Origin of the sequence: Streptomyces winkii (genome assembly GCF_032248595.1) — a bacterium.
GTDB lineage: Bacteria > Actinomycetota > Actinomycetes > Streptomycetales > Streptomycetaceae > Streptomyces > Streptomyces winkii.
In genome coordinates, this window is sequence record NZ_JASTTH010000005.1 from 185,861 (window position 1) to 202,427 (window position 16,567).

Annotated in this window: 14 protein-coding genes; 3 read left to right on the plus strand and 11 right to left on the minus strand. The window is 72.9% G+C overall.

The window, feature by feature from the left end; all coding sequences use genetic code 11:
- Window positions 1-23: 23 nt before the first annotated feature.
- The 4 genes from QQM67_RS16560 to QQM67_RS16575 form a co-directional block, all read right to left on the minus strand.
- A complete protein-coding gene (locus tag QQM67_RS16560; RefSeq protein ID WP_314174649.1) occupies window positions 24-353 on the minus strand; it encodes a hypothetical protein in 330 nt (109 codons plus the stop codon).
- On the minus strand, window positions 350-1,168 hold the full coding sequence (locus QQM67_RS16565) for an SAM-dependent methyltransferase (RefSeq protein WP_314174650.1): 819 nt from the start codon (window positions 1,166-1,168) through the stop codon (window positions 350-352). The genes QQM67_RS16560 and QQM67_RS16565 overlap by 4 nt, the downstream gene beginning before the upstream one ends.
- A 122-nt stretch (window positions 1,169-1,290) precedes the next feature.
- Entirely contained in the window at window positions 1,291-1,548 is a 258-nt protein-coding gene (locus QQM67_RS16570; protein ID WP_314174651.1) for a DUF397 domain-containing protein, read from the minus strand.
- Window positions 1,545-2,426: a helix-turn-helix domain-containing protein gene (locus QQM67_RS16575; protein ID WP_314174652.1), complete on the minus strand. Its 882-nt coding sequence runs from the start codon at window positions 2,424-2,426 to the stop codon at window positions 1,545-1,547. Before QQM67_RS16575 ends, QQM67_RS16570 begins: the two co-directional genes overlap by 4 nt.
- A 191-nt stretch (window positions 2,427-2,617) precedes the next feature.
- Between QQM67_RS16575 and QQM67_RS16580 the strand changes: the two genes are divergently transcribed.
- Entirely contained in the window at window positions 2,618-3,076 is a 459-nt protein-coding gene (locus tag QQM67_RS16580) for an ATP-binding protein (protein WP_314174653.1), read from the plus strand.
- Between the two features lie 172 nt (window positions 3,077-3,248).
- On the opposite strand, the gene QQM67_RS16585 is transcribed toward QQM67_RS16580, so the two are convergent.
- From QQM67_RS16585 to QQM67_RS16600, 4 genes are all read right to left on the minus strand, one after another.
- Window positions 3,249-4,577 (minus strand): serine hydrolase domain-containing protein, encoded by a 1,329-nt coding sequence (locus QQM67_RS16585; RefSeq protein ID WP_314174654.1) that lies wholly within the window; start codon window positions 4,575-4,577, stop codon window positions 3,249-3,251.
- Window positions 4,578-4,625: 48 nt separating this feature from the next.
- Complete coding sequence (locus tag QQM67_RS16590) at window positions 4,626-5,366, minus strand: ATP-binding cassette domain-containing protein (RefSeq protein ID WP_399067098.1); 741 nt, start codon at window positions 5,364-5,366, stop codon at window positions 4,626-4,628.
- 113 nt (window positions 5,367-5,479) lie between these two features.
- The gene (gene cbiQ / locus QQM67_RS16595; protein ID WP_314174656.1) at window positions 5,480-6,241 is read right to left on the minus strand and encodes a cobalt ECF transporter T component CbiQ; all 762 of its coding nucleotides are present in this window, start codon (window positions 6,239-6,241) and stop codon (window positions 5,480-5,482) included.
- Window position 6,242: 1 nt separating this feature from the next.
- Window positions 6,243-7,538 (minus strand): energy-coupling factor ABC transporter permease, encoded by a 1,296-nt coding sequence (locus tag QQM67_RS16600; protein ID WP_314174657.1) that lies wholly within the window; start codon window positions 7,536-7,538, stop codon window positions 6,243-6,245.
- A gap of 301 nt (window positions 7,539-7,839) precedes the next feature.
- On the opposite strand from QQM67_RS16600, the gene QQM67_RS16605 reads away from it, so the two are divergent.
- Window positions 7,840-8,253, plus strand: a complete 414-nt coding sequence (locus tag QQM67_RS16605) for an SsgA family sporulation/cell division regulator (protein WP_314174658.1) — start codon at window positions 7,840-7,842, stop codon at window positions 8,251-8,253.
- Between the two features lie 370 nt (window positions 8,254-8,623).
- Complete coding sequence (locus tag QQM67_RS16610; protein ID WP_314174659.1) at window positions 8,624-12,256, plus strand: S41 family peptidase; 3,633 nt, start codon at window positions 8,624-8,626, stop codon at window positions 12,254-12,256.
- 398 nt (window positions 12,257-12,654) lie between these two features.
- Here QQM67_RS16610 and QQM67_RS16615 read toward each other — a convergent pair whose 3' ends face one another.
- The 3 genes from QQM67_RS16615 to QQM67_RS16625 are packed head-to-tail and all read right to left on the minus strand — an operon-like array spanning window position 12,655 to window position 16,258.
- Window positions 12,655-13,527 carry an SDR family oxidoreductase gene (locus QQM67_RS16615; RefSeq protein WP_399067100.1) on the minus strand — a complete coding sequence of 291 codons (873 nt, stop codon included), beginning with the start codon at window positions 13,525-13,527 and terminating at the stop codon, window positions 12,655-12,657.
- Between the two features lie 14 nt (window positions 13,528-13,541).
- Window positions 13,542-14,651, minus strand: a complete 1,110-nt coding sequence (locus QQM67_RS16620) for an alpha/beta fold hydrolase (RefSeq protein WP_314174661.1) — start codon at window positions 14,649-14,651, stop codon at window positions 13,542-13,544.
- Complete coding sequence (locus QQM67_RS16625) at window positions 14,651-16,258, minus strand: flavin-containing monooxygenase (protein ID WP_314174662.1); 1,608 nt, start codon at window positions 16,256-16,258, stop codon at window positions 14,651-14,653. Before QQM67_RS16625 ends, QQM67_RS16620 begins: the two co-directional genes overlap by 1 nt.
- Between the last annotated feature and the right edge of the window lie 309 nt (window positions 16,259-16,567).

The window sequence follows — 16,567 nt, forward strand, 5'->3', positions numbered from 1 at the left end:
GCCGGGCGGGCCGGGCTCAACTGTCAGCTGCGTCCCGGGCGGTCGCCGCGGGCCGCGCGTGACAGCGGGATCACCGGGGCGAGCTGCTCGGCGCCGCCGACCTCCGGCTCCGCCTGAGCCGGCGCCCCGGAGGACCCGGACGGCTCCTGCGGCTCGGGCCGCAGCGGGGCCTCGGGCCCGGTGGGCGCCGCGCCGGTCTCCTCGCCGTAGCGGCCCCCGCCCATGAACACCGAGAGCACATGCGCGAGGGACTCGCCCGTCGCACGGGCCCGCACGTGTGCCAGCCGCAGCTGCTCCTTGGTCGGCCGCGGCCCGCCGGCGCCGGAGGGCCGCTTTCCGAGCGGAACGCTCACGGCTTCCTCCCGACCGCCGCGTAGAGCGCGGCGCTGCGCAGCAACTCGGCCTCCTCGCCGGTCACTTCGACGGGCTCGTCGGGACGCCAGTCGTGTGCCGCCGTCACCTGCGGGTCGAGCAGTTCCAGGCCGTCGAAGAACCGCTCGACCTCCTGCTTGCTGCGCAGCTGAACCGCCGTGCCGCCCGCGTCGTAGATCTTCTTCACGCCCTGCCAGGCCGGTGCGTCGAAGTCGGCCGTGCAGTGGCTGAGCACGAGGAAGCTGCCGGAGGCGAGCCGGTCCAGGAGGCCGCTGACTATCTCGTACGGCTTGCGGTCGTCCGGGACGAAGTGGAGCAGGGCCACGAGCGACAGCGCCACCGGCTTGTCCAGGTCGATGACTTCGCGCAGCCGCGGGGAGTCGAGTATGTCGTCCTCGCGCACGTCCGCGTTGATGTAGGCGGTGCGGCCCTCGGCGGAGCTGCGCATCAGGACGTGTGCGTACTCCAGCACCGTCGCGTCGTGGTCCGCGTAGACGACGCGGGCGTCGGGCGCCACCTTCTGGGCGACCTGGTGGAGGTTGGGCGAGGTCGGAATCCCGGTGCCGATGTCGACGAACTGGCGAACTCCGTGGTCGGCGGCGAGAGTTCGCGTGGCGCGGTGCATGAACGACCTGTTGGTCTCCGCGGTGCGCCGGATCTGGGGGCAGACCTGGAGGACCCGCTCGGCGGCTTCCTCGTCGACGGGATACCAGTCCTTACCGCCCAGGTAGTAGTCGTACATCCGGGCCGAGTGGGGCCTGCTGGTGTCGATCTCCGGCTTGCCGGACGTGGTCATCGGTCATCCCTCTTCTGCCGTGTGGGGTCGGCTGCCATGTGAGGCCGGCGGGGAAAGTACACGGCGAAGTACTTCCCCGCCGGCCGGCCCGTATGGTCGGTCGAAGTTCGCTGCCCCGTCGATCAGCTCGTGAGGAAGTCGGCGTCCCCCGACTTGGCGGCCTCGATGAACTCGGTCATCCCGTGCATCGAGTAAAGCAGCGCGGGGCTCTCCGGATCGGTGGACTGACGAAGCGCCACGCATCCGTCGGACAGTCGCTTGGCCTCCACGCACGCGCCGCCGTTCTGGCCGCTCCACGGCTTGTGCCAGCCCTCGGTGCCCAGTTCACGGGCCGGCATCCCGTTGTGCACCCCGTGACGGGTGGGAGCTTGACGAGTCATTTCTCGAACTCCTTACGCAGGTTGAGCAGGTACGTACGGGGATCCGGTACGTGTTCGGCGGCCAGCAGCGAGATGCGCGTGAGCGCCTCCAGATGCGTGACCACGTCGGGCCGCTGGTCGAGATAGATAGCGCTGGTCAGGCCGACCTCGGTGTAGACGATGTCCTGCAACTCCCGCTCGTGGAAACGGAAGTAGGTCACGTGCCCGCCCGTCCCCGGGTGCGGCCCGGCCGCGAGCGGAACGATCCGCAGCGTGACGTTCGGCGCCTCCGAGGCCTCCGCGAGCCGGTCGAGCTGTCCCCGCATGACCGCCGGGCCGCCCACCTCGCGCCGCAGCGCGGCCTCTTCGAGGACGACCCACAACGTCGGGGCGTCCGGCCGCTCCAGCAACTCCTGGCGGCGCACCCGCAGATCGACGCGGTGCTCCAGCGACTCGTAGGACTCGTTGGGGAATCCGGCGCCGATGACCGCCCGGGCGTAGTCCCGGGTCTGCAACAGCCCCGTCACGTAGTGGGGTTCGTAGACCCGGATGACCTCCGCGTCCGTCTCCAGGCTCACGTAGGCGCGGAACCAGTCGGGCAGCGCGTCGCGGAAGGGATACCACCAGCCCGGCGCGTTCGCCCGCTCGGCCAGGGCGATGAACTCGCCGACCTCCGCGTCCCCCACGCCGTACAGGTTCAGAAGTTCCTTGAGGTACGGGACCTTGAGACCGACCTGTGCGTTCTCCATCCGCCTGATCGTCAGATGGTTGACGTGGAGCGCCTTCGCTGCGGCGTCGATCCGGACGCCCGAGCTCTCGCGCAGCTCCCGGAGCCGCTTCCCGAGGATGATGCGCAGGACCGTCGGAGCACTCGAACCGCTCGGCAGAGAATCCGTCACGCCCTCACCTCCCCGAGATCCCGGTTGTCATCGGCGGTGCGGCCGTACACCGTGCGCGCGGTCCACCACACAGCCGTGGCGGGACAGAGCCGACGATTTTCCGTCAACTCAGGCCGCCTCATTGCGCCTTCACTCTGAAATTATCAGAAGGAAGCTTGCGAGTTGAAGACCGCAGCGCTCATAGTGAGGCCGTGCTCCCCTTGAGCGTGCCCCCCACGCAACTCCGCCCACCGCGCCCGCCGTCCGGTACGGCCGCCGGCGCGGACTCCCATGCCCTCCGGCTGCCGGCCGAGGACGTCAGCGTCCCGCGCGCCCGGCACGCGATGGACCGCTGGCTCGGCCGCAGAGGTGCCTCTCCCGATTTACGCGAGCAAGCAGCCCTCGTCCTCTCGGAGTTGGTGACCAACGCGGTCACGCACACCGACTCCGCGTGGATCGTCTGCGCCACCTCCTTCTCCCCGTACGACGGGGTCAGGGTGGAGGTCCACGACGACGACACCAGCAGCCGCGCGCCGCAGCGGCGTTCGCCCACCGCCGAGAGGGAATCCGGCCGCGGGCTGTTCATCGTCGAGACGCTGGCCGACTGCTGGGGCGTGACGGTGTCTCCGGTCACGCGCGGCAGCGCGGTCTGGGCACAACTCCAGGGCTGAGGCCCAAGGCTGAAGGCTCCAGGGCCGGCGGAGCGCACGCCGGGCACGTTCGGACCATCCAGGGGGGCGGCGGCACCCGGCCGGCCGGAAGGCCGGCCGGGTGCCCGTCGTAAGACGGGCGGTCGGGCGGTCGGGCGGTTGGTCGGTCGGACGTCGGCCGTGCGGCTCGCGTTCAGACGCACCCGCGCAGCGCCCGTACGAGGGCGTGGGCACGCGGATCCGAGGTGACCGAGCGCTGCATGGCGGCCGTGACGTACGCGAAGGCGACGCCCGACTCCGGGTCGGCGAAGGCCAGCGAACCGCCGCGGCCGGGGTGGCCGAACGACCCCTGCGCGAGCATCGGCGCCCCCGGCCCGTGCAGCATGAAGCCCAGTCCGAAGCGGGAGCCCACGACCAGCACCCGGTCGGGGCCGCTCGACTCCTGGGAGCGCGCCTGCGTCAGAGTTGCGGGTGTGAACAGCCGCCCGGCCGCGGCGGCGGCTCCGCGCCCGTACCGCCGGGGGTCCGGCACCAGGTCCCGCGGCGTCCCCGGCAGCGGATCGACGGGCCCGATCAGCGCCGCGTAGAAGCGTGAGAGCGAGCGGGCCGTCGCGACGGCACCGGCGCCCGGCAGCCCGGCGGCGAGCCAGGCCGGATCGTTCTCGTACGGACGCGGGCCGACCGAGTCGAAGGCCCGCCGGGTCAGCGAGGCCGGATCGCTGTACGCCTGGGTGACCGATCGTTTCGGCCGCAGGCGCAGCCCGGCCGCGGCGGGCGGTTCCGGGGTGGCCACATCGACCAGGGGCGCCAAGTCGACGCCTCCGTCGGGGATTTCGGGCGTCGCCGGAATCCCGAACCACATGCGCAGCCCGAGCGGCCCCGCGACCTCCTCCGCGAACCAGCGCCCCAGGCCGCGTCCCGTCGCGCGCAGCACCAGCTCGCCCACGAGCCAGCCGAAGGTGTGCGGGTGGTAGCCGTGGTCCGTGCCGGGCTCCCAGAGCGGTGCCTGGGCCACGAGGGCGGCGGGGCCGCTGACGCCGTCGACGGCCTGGCCGACGCTGAGCGGGGTGTCGAGCGCGGGCAGCCCGGCGCGGTGGGCGAGAACGTGCCGCACCAGGACGCGGTCCTTGCCGTTCGCCTTGAACTCCGGCCAGTACGTGGCGACGGGCGCGTCCAGGTCCAACTGGCCCCGCTGATGGAGCAGATGGAGCACCGCGGCCGCGGGCCCCTTGGAGGCGGAACGCACGACGGCGGCGGTCTCCTCCCGCCAGGGCAGGCTCTCTGGGTCCGGGCTCTCTCGGTCCGGGTTCTCTCCGCCTCGGTCGTCTTCGTCTCGCTTCGCCTCGCCTCGGGTGCCGCCCCACAGGTCGACGACGACGCGTCCCTCGCGGTGCACGGTGAGGGCCGCGCCGCCCTCGCCACGCTCGGCGAAGTTCTCCGCGAAGGCGTCCCGGACGGGCTCGTAGCCGTCCGCGACCGTGCCCTGGACGTCCACCGCGTTCTCAGCGCTGCGAGCCTTCACGCCCTTGTCCGTCCCACTCGTGCCGTCTTCCGTGCACGGTCCATGGTGCTATCGCTGCGGCACCCGCACCGAGCCGGGGTCGAAGCCGAACGGCAGCTCCAGGCGGTGCGCGGCCAACAGCGCCTCGTCGCAGAGGAGTTCCTGCGTGGCGCCGTCCGCGACGATGACGCCGTCGCTGAGCACCACCGAACGCGGGCACAGCTGGAGCGCGTACGGCAGGTCGTGCGTGACCATCAGCACCGTCACGTCCAACTGCTGGAGGATGTCGGCCAGTTCACGGCGCGACGCCGGGTCGAGGTTCGAGGACGGCTCGTCCAGTACGAGTATCTCCGGCTGCATGGCCAGCACGGTGGCCACCGCGACGCGCCTGCGCTGCCCGAAGGAGAGGTGGTGCGGCGGGCGGTCGGCGTGCGCCTCCATGCCGACCCGCGCGAGGGCGTCGTGCACGCGCGAGGCCAGCTCGGCGCCGCGCAGCCCGGCGGTCGCGGGGCCGAACGCCACGTCCTCGCGCACCGTGGGCATGAACAGCTGGTCGTCAGGGTCCTGGAAGACGATGCCGACCCGGCGCCGGATCTCCGCGAGATGCTCCCTGCCGACCGGCAGCCCCGCCACGGTGACGGAGCCCGCGCCCGCGGTGAGGATTCCGTTCAGGTGCAGTACGAGGGTGGTCTTGCCCGCGCCGTTGGGACCGAGCAGGGCGACGCGCTCACCGCGCGGGACGGTCAAGTCGACGCCGAACAGGGCCTGATGGCCGTCGGGGTAGGCGTATGCGAGGCCGGAGACGTGCAGGGAGGGCGGGGGCGCGGAGCCCGTGCCCGGCTCGCCGCCGGTGGCCCCGCTCGTGCTGCGGCCCGCGCCGGCGCGCGTACTGCCGCTCGTCGGGTCGCTCGTGCTGTCGCTCGTCACAGGGTCCATCCCAGCAGGCAGACCGCGAGCGCCGCGAGCGGGAGGGCCGCGGCCCCGGTCCACTGCGCGCGCGTCGCGTTCACCTCGTCGACGACGGGCATCGTGCCCGTGTAACCGCGGCTGACCATGGCGAGGTGGACGCGCTCGCCACGCTCGTACGAGCGGATGAAGAGCGCACCGGCGGACTTCGCCAGCACGCCCCACTGCCGTACGCCCCGCGCGCGGAAGCCCCGCGAGGCGCGCGCGATCCGCATCCTGCGCATCTCGTCGGTGATGACGTCGCCGTACCGGACCATGAACGAGGCGATCTGGACGAGCAGTTGGGGCAGCCTCAACCGCTGGAGCCCGAGCAGGAGTTCGCGCAGCTCCGTCGTCGAGGCGAGCAGCACCGAGGCGGCGACGCCGAGCGTGCCCTTGGCGAGGACGTTCCACGCGCCCCACAGCCCCGACGAGGAGAGCGTCATGCCGAGCACCTCCACGTAGGGGCCGCGCGCGACGAAGGGCATCAGCACCGCGAAGGCCACGAACGGCACTTCGATCAGCATCCGCTTCAGCAGATGCCCGTACGGAACCCGCCCGGCGCGGGCGACGGCGGCGAGCAGCACCGCGTACAGCGCGAAGGCCCACATCGCCTCGCGCGGCGTCGAGACCACGACGAGTACGAAGCAGAAGACCGCGGCGAGCTTGCAGTGCGGCGGCAGCGCGTGCACGGGTGAACTCCCGTGCAGATAGAGCTTGTGGGCATGGCCCGCACCCATGTCAGACGGCCTCTTGTCCCTGGTTCGCCGGACCCTGGTTCACCGGCCCCTGGTTCGCCGGACCCGTCCGGTTCCCCTCGCGGCGGCGGCGCACCACGACGAAGACGGCGCTGCCCGCCGCGAGCGTCGCCCCGGCGCCGATGACGCCCGCGAGCCCGCCGGACAGGCGGGAGTCGGCGATGCTCTCGACGCCGTAGTCGGCGAGGGGGGAGTCCTTCGCGGCGTGGTCCTCGGCGCGCTTGTCGATGCCGTTGTCGGCGGCGACCTTCTCCAGGCCGTCGGGGCTGGCAGAGGCGTAGAAGCTGACGACGCCCGCGCAGAGCACGGTCGCGGCCAGACCGCCCAGCCACAGGCCGCGGTTGGGGCGGCGGGAGGGGGCGGCGGGCGCGGACGCGGAGACGGGTGCGGTCTCGGGCTCGCGCTCGGCGGCGGGCTGGGGTGCGGTTCCGGACGCGGGTGCGGAGACGGACGCGGAGACGTGTGCGGAGACGGGCCCGGTTCCGGACCCGTCCGGTGCTCCGGCGTCCGCCTGCCGCGTCGCCGTGGCGCCGCCGGGGGCCGCCACCACCGCCGTACGCAGCTCAAGCGGCCGTGCGGCGAAGTCCCGTGCCCCGTAGACGAGATCGGGACGCACCGCGACGACGGCGCCGACCGTCGCCGCCGTGATCGCCGCCTCGCCGATGCCGATCAGCACATGCACGCCCGTCATCGCGGCGAAGACCTTGCCCAACTCGACGTCCGCGGTGCCGCCCAGCGCGTAGAGCCCGGTGAACGCGACCGCCGCGGCGGGCACCGAGACCAGCGCCGCGGCGAACGAGGCGCCCGTGACGCTTCCCCGTCCGCGCGGCAGGACGCGCAGCAGCCCGCGGAATATCCCGTAGGCGACGACGACGGTCACGACGCCCATGTCCAGGATGTTCACGCCGAGCGCGGTCAGCCCGCCGTCCGCGAAGAGCACCCCCTGCATCAGCAGTACGACGGCGACGCACAGCAGCCCGGTGTACGGGCCGACGAGCACCGCGGCCAGCGCGCCTCCCAGCAGATGGCCGCTCGTCCCGGCCGCCACGGGGAAGTTGAGCATCTGCACGGCGAAGATGAACGCCGCGACGAGACCTGCGAGGGGCGCGGTGCGTTCACCGCCCGGCAGCGCGCCGGCGGCGGCTCCACCTGCGGACTCGCCCTCCCCGCCGCCGAGTTCGCGGCGCGCGCCGCGCAGCGAGACCGCGACCGCACCCGCCGCGGCGACGCCGGCGGCGACGGACACGGGGGCGTTGATGAATCCGTCGGGCACATGCATGACGCCACTCCGCTTCTCGGTTCGGCTTCCCGGCTGGACTTCCCGGCTCGGCCGGATCCTTCAGCCACTACGCAACCGTTCGATGATAGGGCCTTCCTGCAAACCAATTGCAAGAGCGGGAGCCTCGCTTGAAATACCGGACGGCGGGCCGGTGTTCACGAGAGACCGGAACGGGGCAGCCTGTGGCACACCTCACCCTGTTTTTCCGGTGACTCCAGCCCCTCCCCGTGCGTCTGTCAGTGGGAATGGGCAACACGGAGCCGAGCGGCCGGGGCCGCCCCCGACGACATAGGAGCAGAGGATGTCCGCAGTCTTCGATCACACCGTGCAGGCCCGCCTCATCGCTGGACCGCACACGAGCAGGGAGCTGCGCCCCTCCCTGCGCTACGACGCCGCCGATCCCCTCGCCGTCCGCATCCTCTTCCCCGCCGACGCCTCGCTCGACGGCGCGGACGTCGCCTGGGCCTTCGCCCGTGAACTTCTCGACGCCGGACTCCACAGCCCCGCCGGCGAGGGCGACGTACACGTATGGCCGCGCGACGGCTCCCGCACGGTGATCGAGCTGCTCTCCGAAGAGGGCGTCGCCGTCGTCGAGTTCGACAGCGCCGACCTCCGCTGTTTCCTGCTCCGCTCGTACGACGAGGTCGCCGCGGGCCAGGAGCACGGCGAGACGGACGTGGAGCTGGGCCTGGCCGCGCTGCTGCGCGGGGTCTGAGCGACAGGGGCCCGGCCCAGTTCCCGACTCGGTTCCCGACCCGGTTTCCGACCCGGTTTCCGCCTCCGCTCCCGACTCAGGTTTCCGCTCTCGATCCCGTTCCCGTTCCCGCTCGGGCGTCTCCCCGTACACCCTCGTACGTAGGTCGCGGCCGCCCCGGCTCACGCGCCCGCTCGTGCCGCTCATGCGCCCGCTCATGCCGCCGCTGCTCACGAGTTGCCGCCGCGCGAACCTGCTCGAACCATGGCAGTCATGGCCATGCGTCACGATCCGCCGCCCTCGCCCGCGGGAGCCGCACGCCGAACCCGTCTCATCTCGGCGGCACCGTGCGCCCCGACGCAGGGCCCCGGGCAGCGGCCGGGGGGCCGCCGTGGCTGACGAGGACGGCGCACACGCCCCGTATCTGCGCTACCCGCACCTGCACGACGACCTCGTGTGCTTCGTCGCCGAGGACGACGTCTGGATCGCGCCGCTCACCCCGGGAAGCACGGCGGCGACCGGAAGCGCGGGGACGGCCGCACGGCGCGAGCGATCCCGGGGGCGAGCCTGGCGGCTGACGGTCGACCGCACCCGCGTCACCTGCCCCCGCTTCTCACCGGACGGGCGGCGGATCGCCTTCACCTCGTGGCGCAGTCTCGACCCCGAGATCCATGTCGTCCCCGTCGACGGCGGCCCGGCCCGTCGTCTGACGTACTGGGGCGCACCGCAGGCGCGCGTGTGCGGCTGGACGCCCGAGGGAGACGTGCTGGCGGTCTCCTCGCACGAGCAGCCGTTCCACTACCGCACCTGGTCCTACCGGCTCCCGACCGACGGCAGCCCCGGCAGCCGCCTGCCCTGGGGCCCCGTCGCCGACATCGCCGTAACCGAATACGGCGGCGTCCGCCGCACCCTGCTGCTCACGGGCAAGCCGCCGCACGACCCCGCCTCCTGGAAGCGCTACCGGGGCGGGGCCACCGGGCGGCTGTGGCTGCACGGCGAGCGGCTGCTGCCGGACCTGGAGGGGCACCTCGACTCGGTGATGTTCGTGGGCGACGACGCCCGGATCGCCTTCCTCTCCGACCACGAGGGCATCGGCAACCTCTACTCGTGCCGTCCCGACGGCACCGACCTGCGGCGGCACACCGACCACGACGACTTCTACGCCCGCAACGCGTCGACCGACGGCAACCGGGTCGTCTACCAGTGCGGGGGCGACCTGTGGCTCGTCGACGACTTCTCGCCGTCCGGGAGGCCGCGCCGGCTGGACGTCAGGCTGGGCGGTCCGCGGGCCGGGCGGCGCAGCTACCAGGTCCCCGCCGCCGCCAACCTCGACTCCCTCGCGGCGGACGCGACGGGGCGGGCCAGCGCCGTCTGCGTACGGGGCAGCCTCTACTGGCTCACGCACCGGGACGGCCCGGCGCGCGCCGTCTCCGACACCCCGGGGGTGCGGGTGCGGCTGCCGCGGATGCTCGGCGACACCGGGAAGATCGCGTACGTCTCGGACGCGACCGGCGAGGACGCCGTCGAGATCGCGGACCTGCCGCGCGCGACCCGTACGGGCCCGCCCCGGCGGATCGCCTCCGGCCTCCTCGGACGCGCGCGCGAGCTGGCCGTCTCGCCGGACGGGCGGAGGCTGGCCGTCGCGAGCCACGACGGACGGCTGCTGCTGCTCGACGTGAGCGCGCTGAGCGGGGCGGCCGTCGAGGCCGGGGACGAGGCGGGCGTCGAAAGCGGCGGGGAGGCAGGTGTCGAGGCGGGTGTCGACACGGGTGTCGAGGCCGGTGGGGTCACCGGGGGCAGGGCCGACGGCGCTGCCGGGGCCGCGCGCGCGGGCGCCGCCCCGGACCCCGAGGTGGACGTGCTGGTCCGGTCGGACAACGGTCCCGTACACGACCTGTCCTTCTCACCGGACTCGCGCTGGCTCACCTGGGCGCACCCGGGCGTGGGCCGTTCACTCAGCCAGATCAAGATCGCGAATCTGGAGAGCCGGACCCTCATCGACGTCACCGACGGCCGCTTCGAGGACGAGCAGCCGGTCTTCACCCGGGACGGCCGCTACCTCGCGTTCCTCTCGTGGCGCGGCTTCGACCCCGTATACGACGTGCACACCGGCGACCTGTCGTTCCCGCTGGGCTGCCGCCCCTATCTCGTACCGCTGTCGTCCGCGACCCCCTCGCCCTTCGCCCTCTCCCCCGAGGGCCGCCCGGCCGCCGGGGGGCTCGATCCCGCCCCCGCCTACGGCGAAGAGACCCCGAACGGCGGCGGTGAGGGCGGTCCCGTGCTCGTCGAGGCCGAGGGCCTGGCGAGCAGGGTGACGCCGTTCCCGGTGACGGCGTCGAAGTACTCCGCGCTCGCTCCCGTCAGCGGCGGCGGGCTGATCTGGCTGCGCTACCCGATCTCCGGAGCGCTCGGCGAGACGTTCGCGAACCCCGCCGACACCTCCGGCCGCCCCACCCTCGAACACTTCGACCTGGCGACGGCGAAGCGCACCGAACTCAGCGAGGACGTCGACTGGTTCTCGCTCAGCGGCGACGGCTCGCGGCTCGTGGTCAACGACGACGGCGAGCTGCGCGCGGTGCCCGCCGCCGAGGTCGCGGAGGACGCGACGACCACGTGGATCGACCTGCGCCGCGTACTCCACGAGGTCGACCCGGGCGCCGAGTGGCGGCAGGCGTACGAGGAGGCGGGGCGGATCGTACGGGCGTACTTCTGGGAGCCGCGGATGTGCGGCATCGACTGGACGGCCGTGCTCGACCAGTACCGTCCGCTCGTACGGCGCGTGGCGTCGCCCGACGAGTTCGCCGACCTGCTCCGCGAAGTCCTCGGTGAACTGGGCACCTCGCACGCGTACGTCACGCCGGCGCGGCGCGACGAGGGCCCGTCCCACTACCAGCAGCCCATCGGGATGCTGGGCGCCGACCTCGCGCGTACGCCGTCCGGCGAGTGGCACATCCAGCGCATCCTGCCGGGCGACTCCTCCGACTCCAAGGCGCGTTCGCCTCTCGCGGGCACCGGCGTGCGGGAGGGCGCGGTACTCACGCACATCGACGGGCGGCAGGTCGACCCGATCGCCGGGCCGTGGCCGCTGCTGGCGGCGGCCGGAGGCAGCACGGTCGAGCTGGGCTTCACACAGCCCGAGGCCGAGCCGGACGGCGACGGTTCGCGGCCCGCGACCCGCGGCGGTTCCCGGAACGGCGCCCGGCCGGCGACCGGCAACGGCGCCCGTCCCGCGACCGGTGGCAGCTCCCGCATCCACGGCCAGGCACCGTCCCTCGCCGGGGCGGACGGACAGCCCCCGCGCCGGGTCGCCGTCCTCCCGCTCATCGACGACCGGGCGCTGCGCTACCAGGACTGGGTCGCCCGACGCCGCGCCGTCGTACGGGAGTTGAGCGACGGACGGTGCGGCTATCTGCACATCCCCGACATGGGCGGATCGGGCTGGGCACAGTTCAACCGCGATCTGCGGATGGAGGTCTCACGAGCGGCCCTGATCGTCGACGTACGGGGCAACGCGGGCGGGCACATCAGCGAACTGGTGGTCGAGACGCTGACCCGCACCATCCTCGGCTGGGACCTCACGCGGGACGCGCAGCCCGTCAGTTACGCGGGCAACGCGCCGCGCGGCCCCGTCGTCGCGCTCGCGGACGAGATGACCTCGTCCGACGGCGACATGATCACCGCGGCCTTCCGGCTGCTGGGCCTCGGCCCCGTGGTCGGCGCCCGCACTTGGGGCGGCGTGGTCGGCGTGACGGGCCGCCACCAGCTCGTGGACGGCACCACGATCACGGTGCCCATGCACGCCGCCTGGTTCGACGCGTACGGCTGGTCCGTGGAGAACCACGGCATCGCGCCGGACATCGAGGCGGTGCGTTCGCCGGTGGAGTGGGCGGAGGGGCGGCCCTCGGTGCTGGAGAAGGCCGTACGCACCGCCCTCGAACTCCTGGAACACCACCCGGCGTCCGCCCCGCCGGACTACACCCGCGTCCCCGACCTGAGCCGCCCGTCACTGCCACCGCGCGGCTGAACGGACGGCTGAGCGGGCGGTATCGGGCCGCGTCCGGCCACGGGATTCCGGGAAGCCGGCAGCCGGCAGCCGGGGAGGACTCCGAAGCGCGAACGCGGTGCCCCGCGAGCCCCGACCAGGTGGATCAGCCCGAACGCCGCTTCTGTGCACGGCATTCGAGGACGCGGCGGGAGACTCGTACGGAACGGCTCCGCAGCGTCCGTCGGGCCGCCGCCCGCCGCTGCGGCGGAGTCGCCTCCGCAGCAACGGCGGACGCACCATGGCGGTGAGAGCCCGGCGGCGGAACAGCTCCGCAACCGGCAAGACCCGCCGGCTGTTCTCCGGCTTCACGGCCGGGCCGGGGCGGCGTTCACTCGGGCAGAACCCCGCGCGGCAGCGCGCGCCACCGCGGCGTCGCGTCAGCGGCGGGCCGCGCGTTCGCCCTCGTCCGCGGCGCCGCCCGCGCCCACGAGGCCCGTGCGGATGCCGGTGCCGGTGAGGCGGGGCTCGAAGCGGCGCATCTCGCGGCGGCCCACCGTGCCGATGACGGGCGGCAGATAGCCGCGGACGCCCTGCATGCCGCGCAGCCACCACTGCCCGTAGACATGGCGCGACCTGCGTTCGATGCCCGCCACGATGCGGTCGACGGACGGGCCCAGCGGATACGTGCGGTTCGCCGGCCATGGCAGCCGCTTGCGCAGGTCCCGCATGACCTCGTCCTCGTCGGCGCCGCGCACCATGTCCGTGTCGGTCCAGGAGAGATAGCCGACGCCGACCCGTACGCCCTTGTGGCCCACCTCCGCGGCCAGGCAGTGGGCGAAGGCCTCGACGCCCGACTTCGACGCGCAGTACGCGCTCATCATCGGAGCCGGAGTGATCGCGGCGAGCGAGGCGATCTGGAGGAAGTAGCCCCGGGAGGCGATGAGCCGGGGGAGGAACGCGCGCGCCGTCACCGCCCCGCCGAGGAGGTTGACCTCGATGACGCGCCGCCACGACACGGGGTCGGAGTCGGTGAACGGGCCGCCGCTGGCGACGCCCGCGTTGGCCACCACGACGTCGACCTTGCCGAAGCGGTCCCCGACCTCCGCGGCGATACGGGTCATCGCGTCCTGGTCGGTGACGTCGCCGTGCCAGTACGCCGACTCCGCAGGGAGCGACGCGTTCACCTTCTTCAACTCGTCGGGTTCCAGGCCGATCAGCGCGACCCTCGCTCCCCGCGCGGAGAGCTTCCGCGCCAGCAGCTCGCCCACTCCGCGGGCCGCCCCGGTGACGACCGCGACCTGGCCCTCCATGCTCCGACGACGGCTCACGGCGCCTCCTCCTTCGTCTGATTCGCCTGTGTCTGCTTCGGCTGTGCTTGCTTCGGCTGTGTCTGCTTCGCCTGTGTCCGCTTCGTTCGCGTCCGCGCCGGCGTCTTCGTTCCCGTTCCCGTACCGGGCTTGTCCGTTCGGGTTCCGGCCGCCGCCCCGGCCGCCTCTCCCGCCGCCGCTTCCGCGTCCGTGAGGTGCTCCCGTACGAGCGCGCGCAGTACCCCGCTCACCTCGGACGGAGTCTCGATCGGCGTCATGTGCCCGCGCCGGGGCAGCTCGTGCAGCCCGGTGCAGTGCGGCAGCGCGTCCGCTATCTCGCGGCCCGCGGCCGGAGGCGTCAGACGGTCCGCGGCGCCGGTGATCACCGCGGTCGGCGGGCGGAGCGAGCGGACGTTCGCCGCGATGTCGAGGTCCGCCAACACGGCGCCCCAGGCCCCGCGTTCGCGCGGGCGGCACGCGTGCACCACGCGGGCGACGACGGCGACCTGTTCGGGAGTGGCGCCGGGGCCCAGCGTCCCGTACTTCAGCGCCCTTCTCGTCACCGGCGACTCGGGACCGAGCGGCAGCCTGGAGAGCAGCAGGAATCGCTGAGCCCGCTCGCGGACGCGCCTTGAGGGGACGGGGAAAATCCGTGCCGAGGTCACGAGCCGGTGCGCACCCGTGTTGCACAACAGCAGTGCGGCGGCCCGCCGTTCGAGGTCCGGTCGCCCGGCGGCGGCGATGAGGGTCATCGCGCCCATGGAGTGGCCGCCCACGACGGCCCGTTCGCCCGCCTCCAGCGCCTCGTCCAGTACGGCGCACAGATCGTCGGCGAGCGTGGCGGGGCTGTAGGCGCGGGGGTCGGTGCCCGGCGTGCGGCCGTGGCCGCGCTGGTCGTACGCGATCACGCGGTGGCCGCTCGCCGTCAACTCCCTTATGACGGCGCCCCAGAAGGCCGTGGAGCACGTCCAGCCGTGTGACAGCACCACGGCCGGATCGCTTCCGCGTCCGTGCACCTCGACGTGGATGCGGGCGCCGTCGGCGGATGTCGCGGTCAACTCCCGTGCGGCGGGCGGTGGATCGTACGGGCCGGGCGTCCTGCCCAGCGACGCCGTGAGGCGCGCCATCAGCCCTCCTCCGCCGCGTGGAAGGCGGCGGTCGCGACGCCGCGTCCGGCTGTGCCCGGCACCCGCGCGCCTGCCGCGGCGGGGCGGCGCGCGGCGGAGGCACGGCCCCGCGCGGGCTGCCGCAGCACCTCGTACTCCTCAAGCCGGACCTCGCTGGTGACCTTGCGGAACTCGGAGGTCGTGCCCGGCCACACGGTCGTGTTGCGGCCGTTGGCGTCGAGATACCAGCTGTCGCAGCCCGTGTTCCACACGCTGCGGCGCATCCTGTCCTGCACGTGGCCGTTCCAGGCGCGTACGGCCGAGGGGCGGGCGTCGAGGGCGACCTTGCCGGACTCGCCGCCCAACGTCTCCAACTTCCGCAGGTAGTCGACCATGTAGGTCAGCTGCGCCTCGATGATGAGGATCATCGAGCTGTTGCCCAGGCCCGTGTTGGGCCCGATGACGGTCATCAGGTTGGGGAAGCCGGCGGCCGAGCAGCCGCGCAGCGCCTCCATGCCCTCGGACCACGACTCGGCGAGCGTCATGCCGTCGGCGCCCTTGACGCGCTGCGCGATCGGCATGTCCGTGACGTGGAAGCCGGTGCCGAAGATGATCGCGTCGACCTCGGCCTCGGTGCCGTCCGAGGCGACGAGGGTGTTGCCGCGGATCTCCTTCAGACCGGAGGCGACCAGGTCGGTGTTGGGCTGAGCGAGCGCCGGATAGTAGTCGTTGGAGAGCAGGATGCGCTTGCACCCGATGCGGTAGTCCGGAGTGAGCTTGCGCCGCGTCTCCGGGTCCTTCACGGCACGCTTCATGTGCCTGGACGCCAGGCCTTCGAGGAGGCCGAGGACCTGCGGGTGCTTGGCGAAGGCCGAGACCTGCAACTCCCTTATGGCCCACAGGATCTGGCGCCGCAGGCTGCCCGTCGCCGGCACCCTGGCGTGCAGCCTGCGCTCCACCGCGCGGATCTCCCGGTCGGCCCTGGGCATGACCCACGCCGGTGTGCGCTGGAAGAGGGTGAGCCGCTCGACCTGCGGCTGGATCGACGGCACGACCTGGATCGCGGAGGCGCCCGTGCCGATGACGGCCACGCGCTTGCCGCTCAGGTCGTAGTCGTGGTCCCAGCGCGAGGTGTGGAAGACCTTGCCGCCGAAGCCCTCCAGGCCGGGGATGTCCGGGATCTTGGCGTCGGAGAGCGGGCCCGTCGCGTTGACGACGAAGTCCGCGGTCAGCCGGTCGCCCTGCCCGGTGGTGATGGTCCAGTGCAGCTCCTCCGGGTCCCAGCTCATCAGCTCGACCTCGGAGTTGAACCTGATGTGCGGCCGCAGCCCGAAGGTGTCCGCGACCCGCTCCAGATAGGCGCGGATGTGCTCCTGCCCCGAAAAGGTGCGCGGCCACTCGGGGTTGGGCGCGAAGGAGAAGGAGTACAGATGCGAGGGCACGTCGCACGCGCACCCCGGATACGTGTTGTCGTGCCAGGTGCCGCCGACGGCCTCCCGGCGTTCGAGGACGACGAAGTCCGTGATTCCGGCGCGGCGCAGCCGTACGGCGGCTCCCAAACCGCCGAATCCGGATCCGATCACCGCAACCCTTACGTGCTCGTGCTCGCGCTCGCGCTCGGCCGCCATTCCGCCGCCTCCCGGGGTCTGTCTTCCACCACCAGCAACATGCCAGTAATCACTGGCACGGTTGGAGCGTAGGGCAGACGGATACCGATGGGTAGGGGTCGCGCAACGGAAGTTACCGCCGGTTGCACGGTTGGAGGGCGTCCGGCTCGGCGACAGCACTGCGCACACCTGGTACCGGCAACGGGGCCGGCACGTACAGCGAACTCAGTACGAGTGCCCGCGGTCGACGACGGCTCCGCGCGGCACGTCGAATGACGTCGAATGTGCCGTGCGCGGGGGAATCGCTCGCGGCCGGAGGGGGACGGGTGA

Coding starts and splice junctions, on each gene's coding strand:
- QQM67_RS16565 (WP_314174650.1), bottom strand. CDS start 1,168: ATGACCACGTCCGGCAAGCCGGAGATCGACACCAGCAGGCCCCACTCG.
- QQM67_RS16570 (WP_314174651.1), bottom strand. CDS start 1,548: ATGACTCGTCAAGCTCCCACCCGTCACGGGGTGCACAACGGGATGCCG.
- cbiQ (WP_314174656.1), bottom strand. CDS start 6,241: ATGGGTGCGGGCCATGCCCACAAGCTCTATCTGCACGGGAGTTCACCC.
- QQM67_RS16600 (WP_314174657.1), bottom strand. CDS start 7,538: ATGCATGTGCCCGACGGATTCATCAACGCCCCCGTGTCCGTCGCCGCC.
- QQM67_RS16605 (WP_314174658.1), top strand. CDS start 7,840: ATGTCCGCAGTCTTCGATCACACCGTGCAGGCCCGCCTCATCGCTGGA.
- QQM67_RS16615 (WP_399067100.1), bottom strand. CDS start 13,527: ATGGAGGGCCAGGTCGCGGTCGTCACCGGGGCGGCCCGCGGAGTGGGC.
- QQM67_RS16620 (WP_314174661.1), bottom strand. CDS start 14,651: ATGGCGCGCCTCACGGCGTCGCTGGGCAGGACGCCCGGCCCGTACGAT.
- QQM67_RS16625 (WP_314174662.1), bottom strand. CDS start 16,258: ATGGCGGCCGAGCGCGAGCGCGAGCACGAGCACGTAAGGGTTGCGGTG.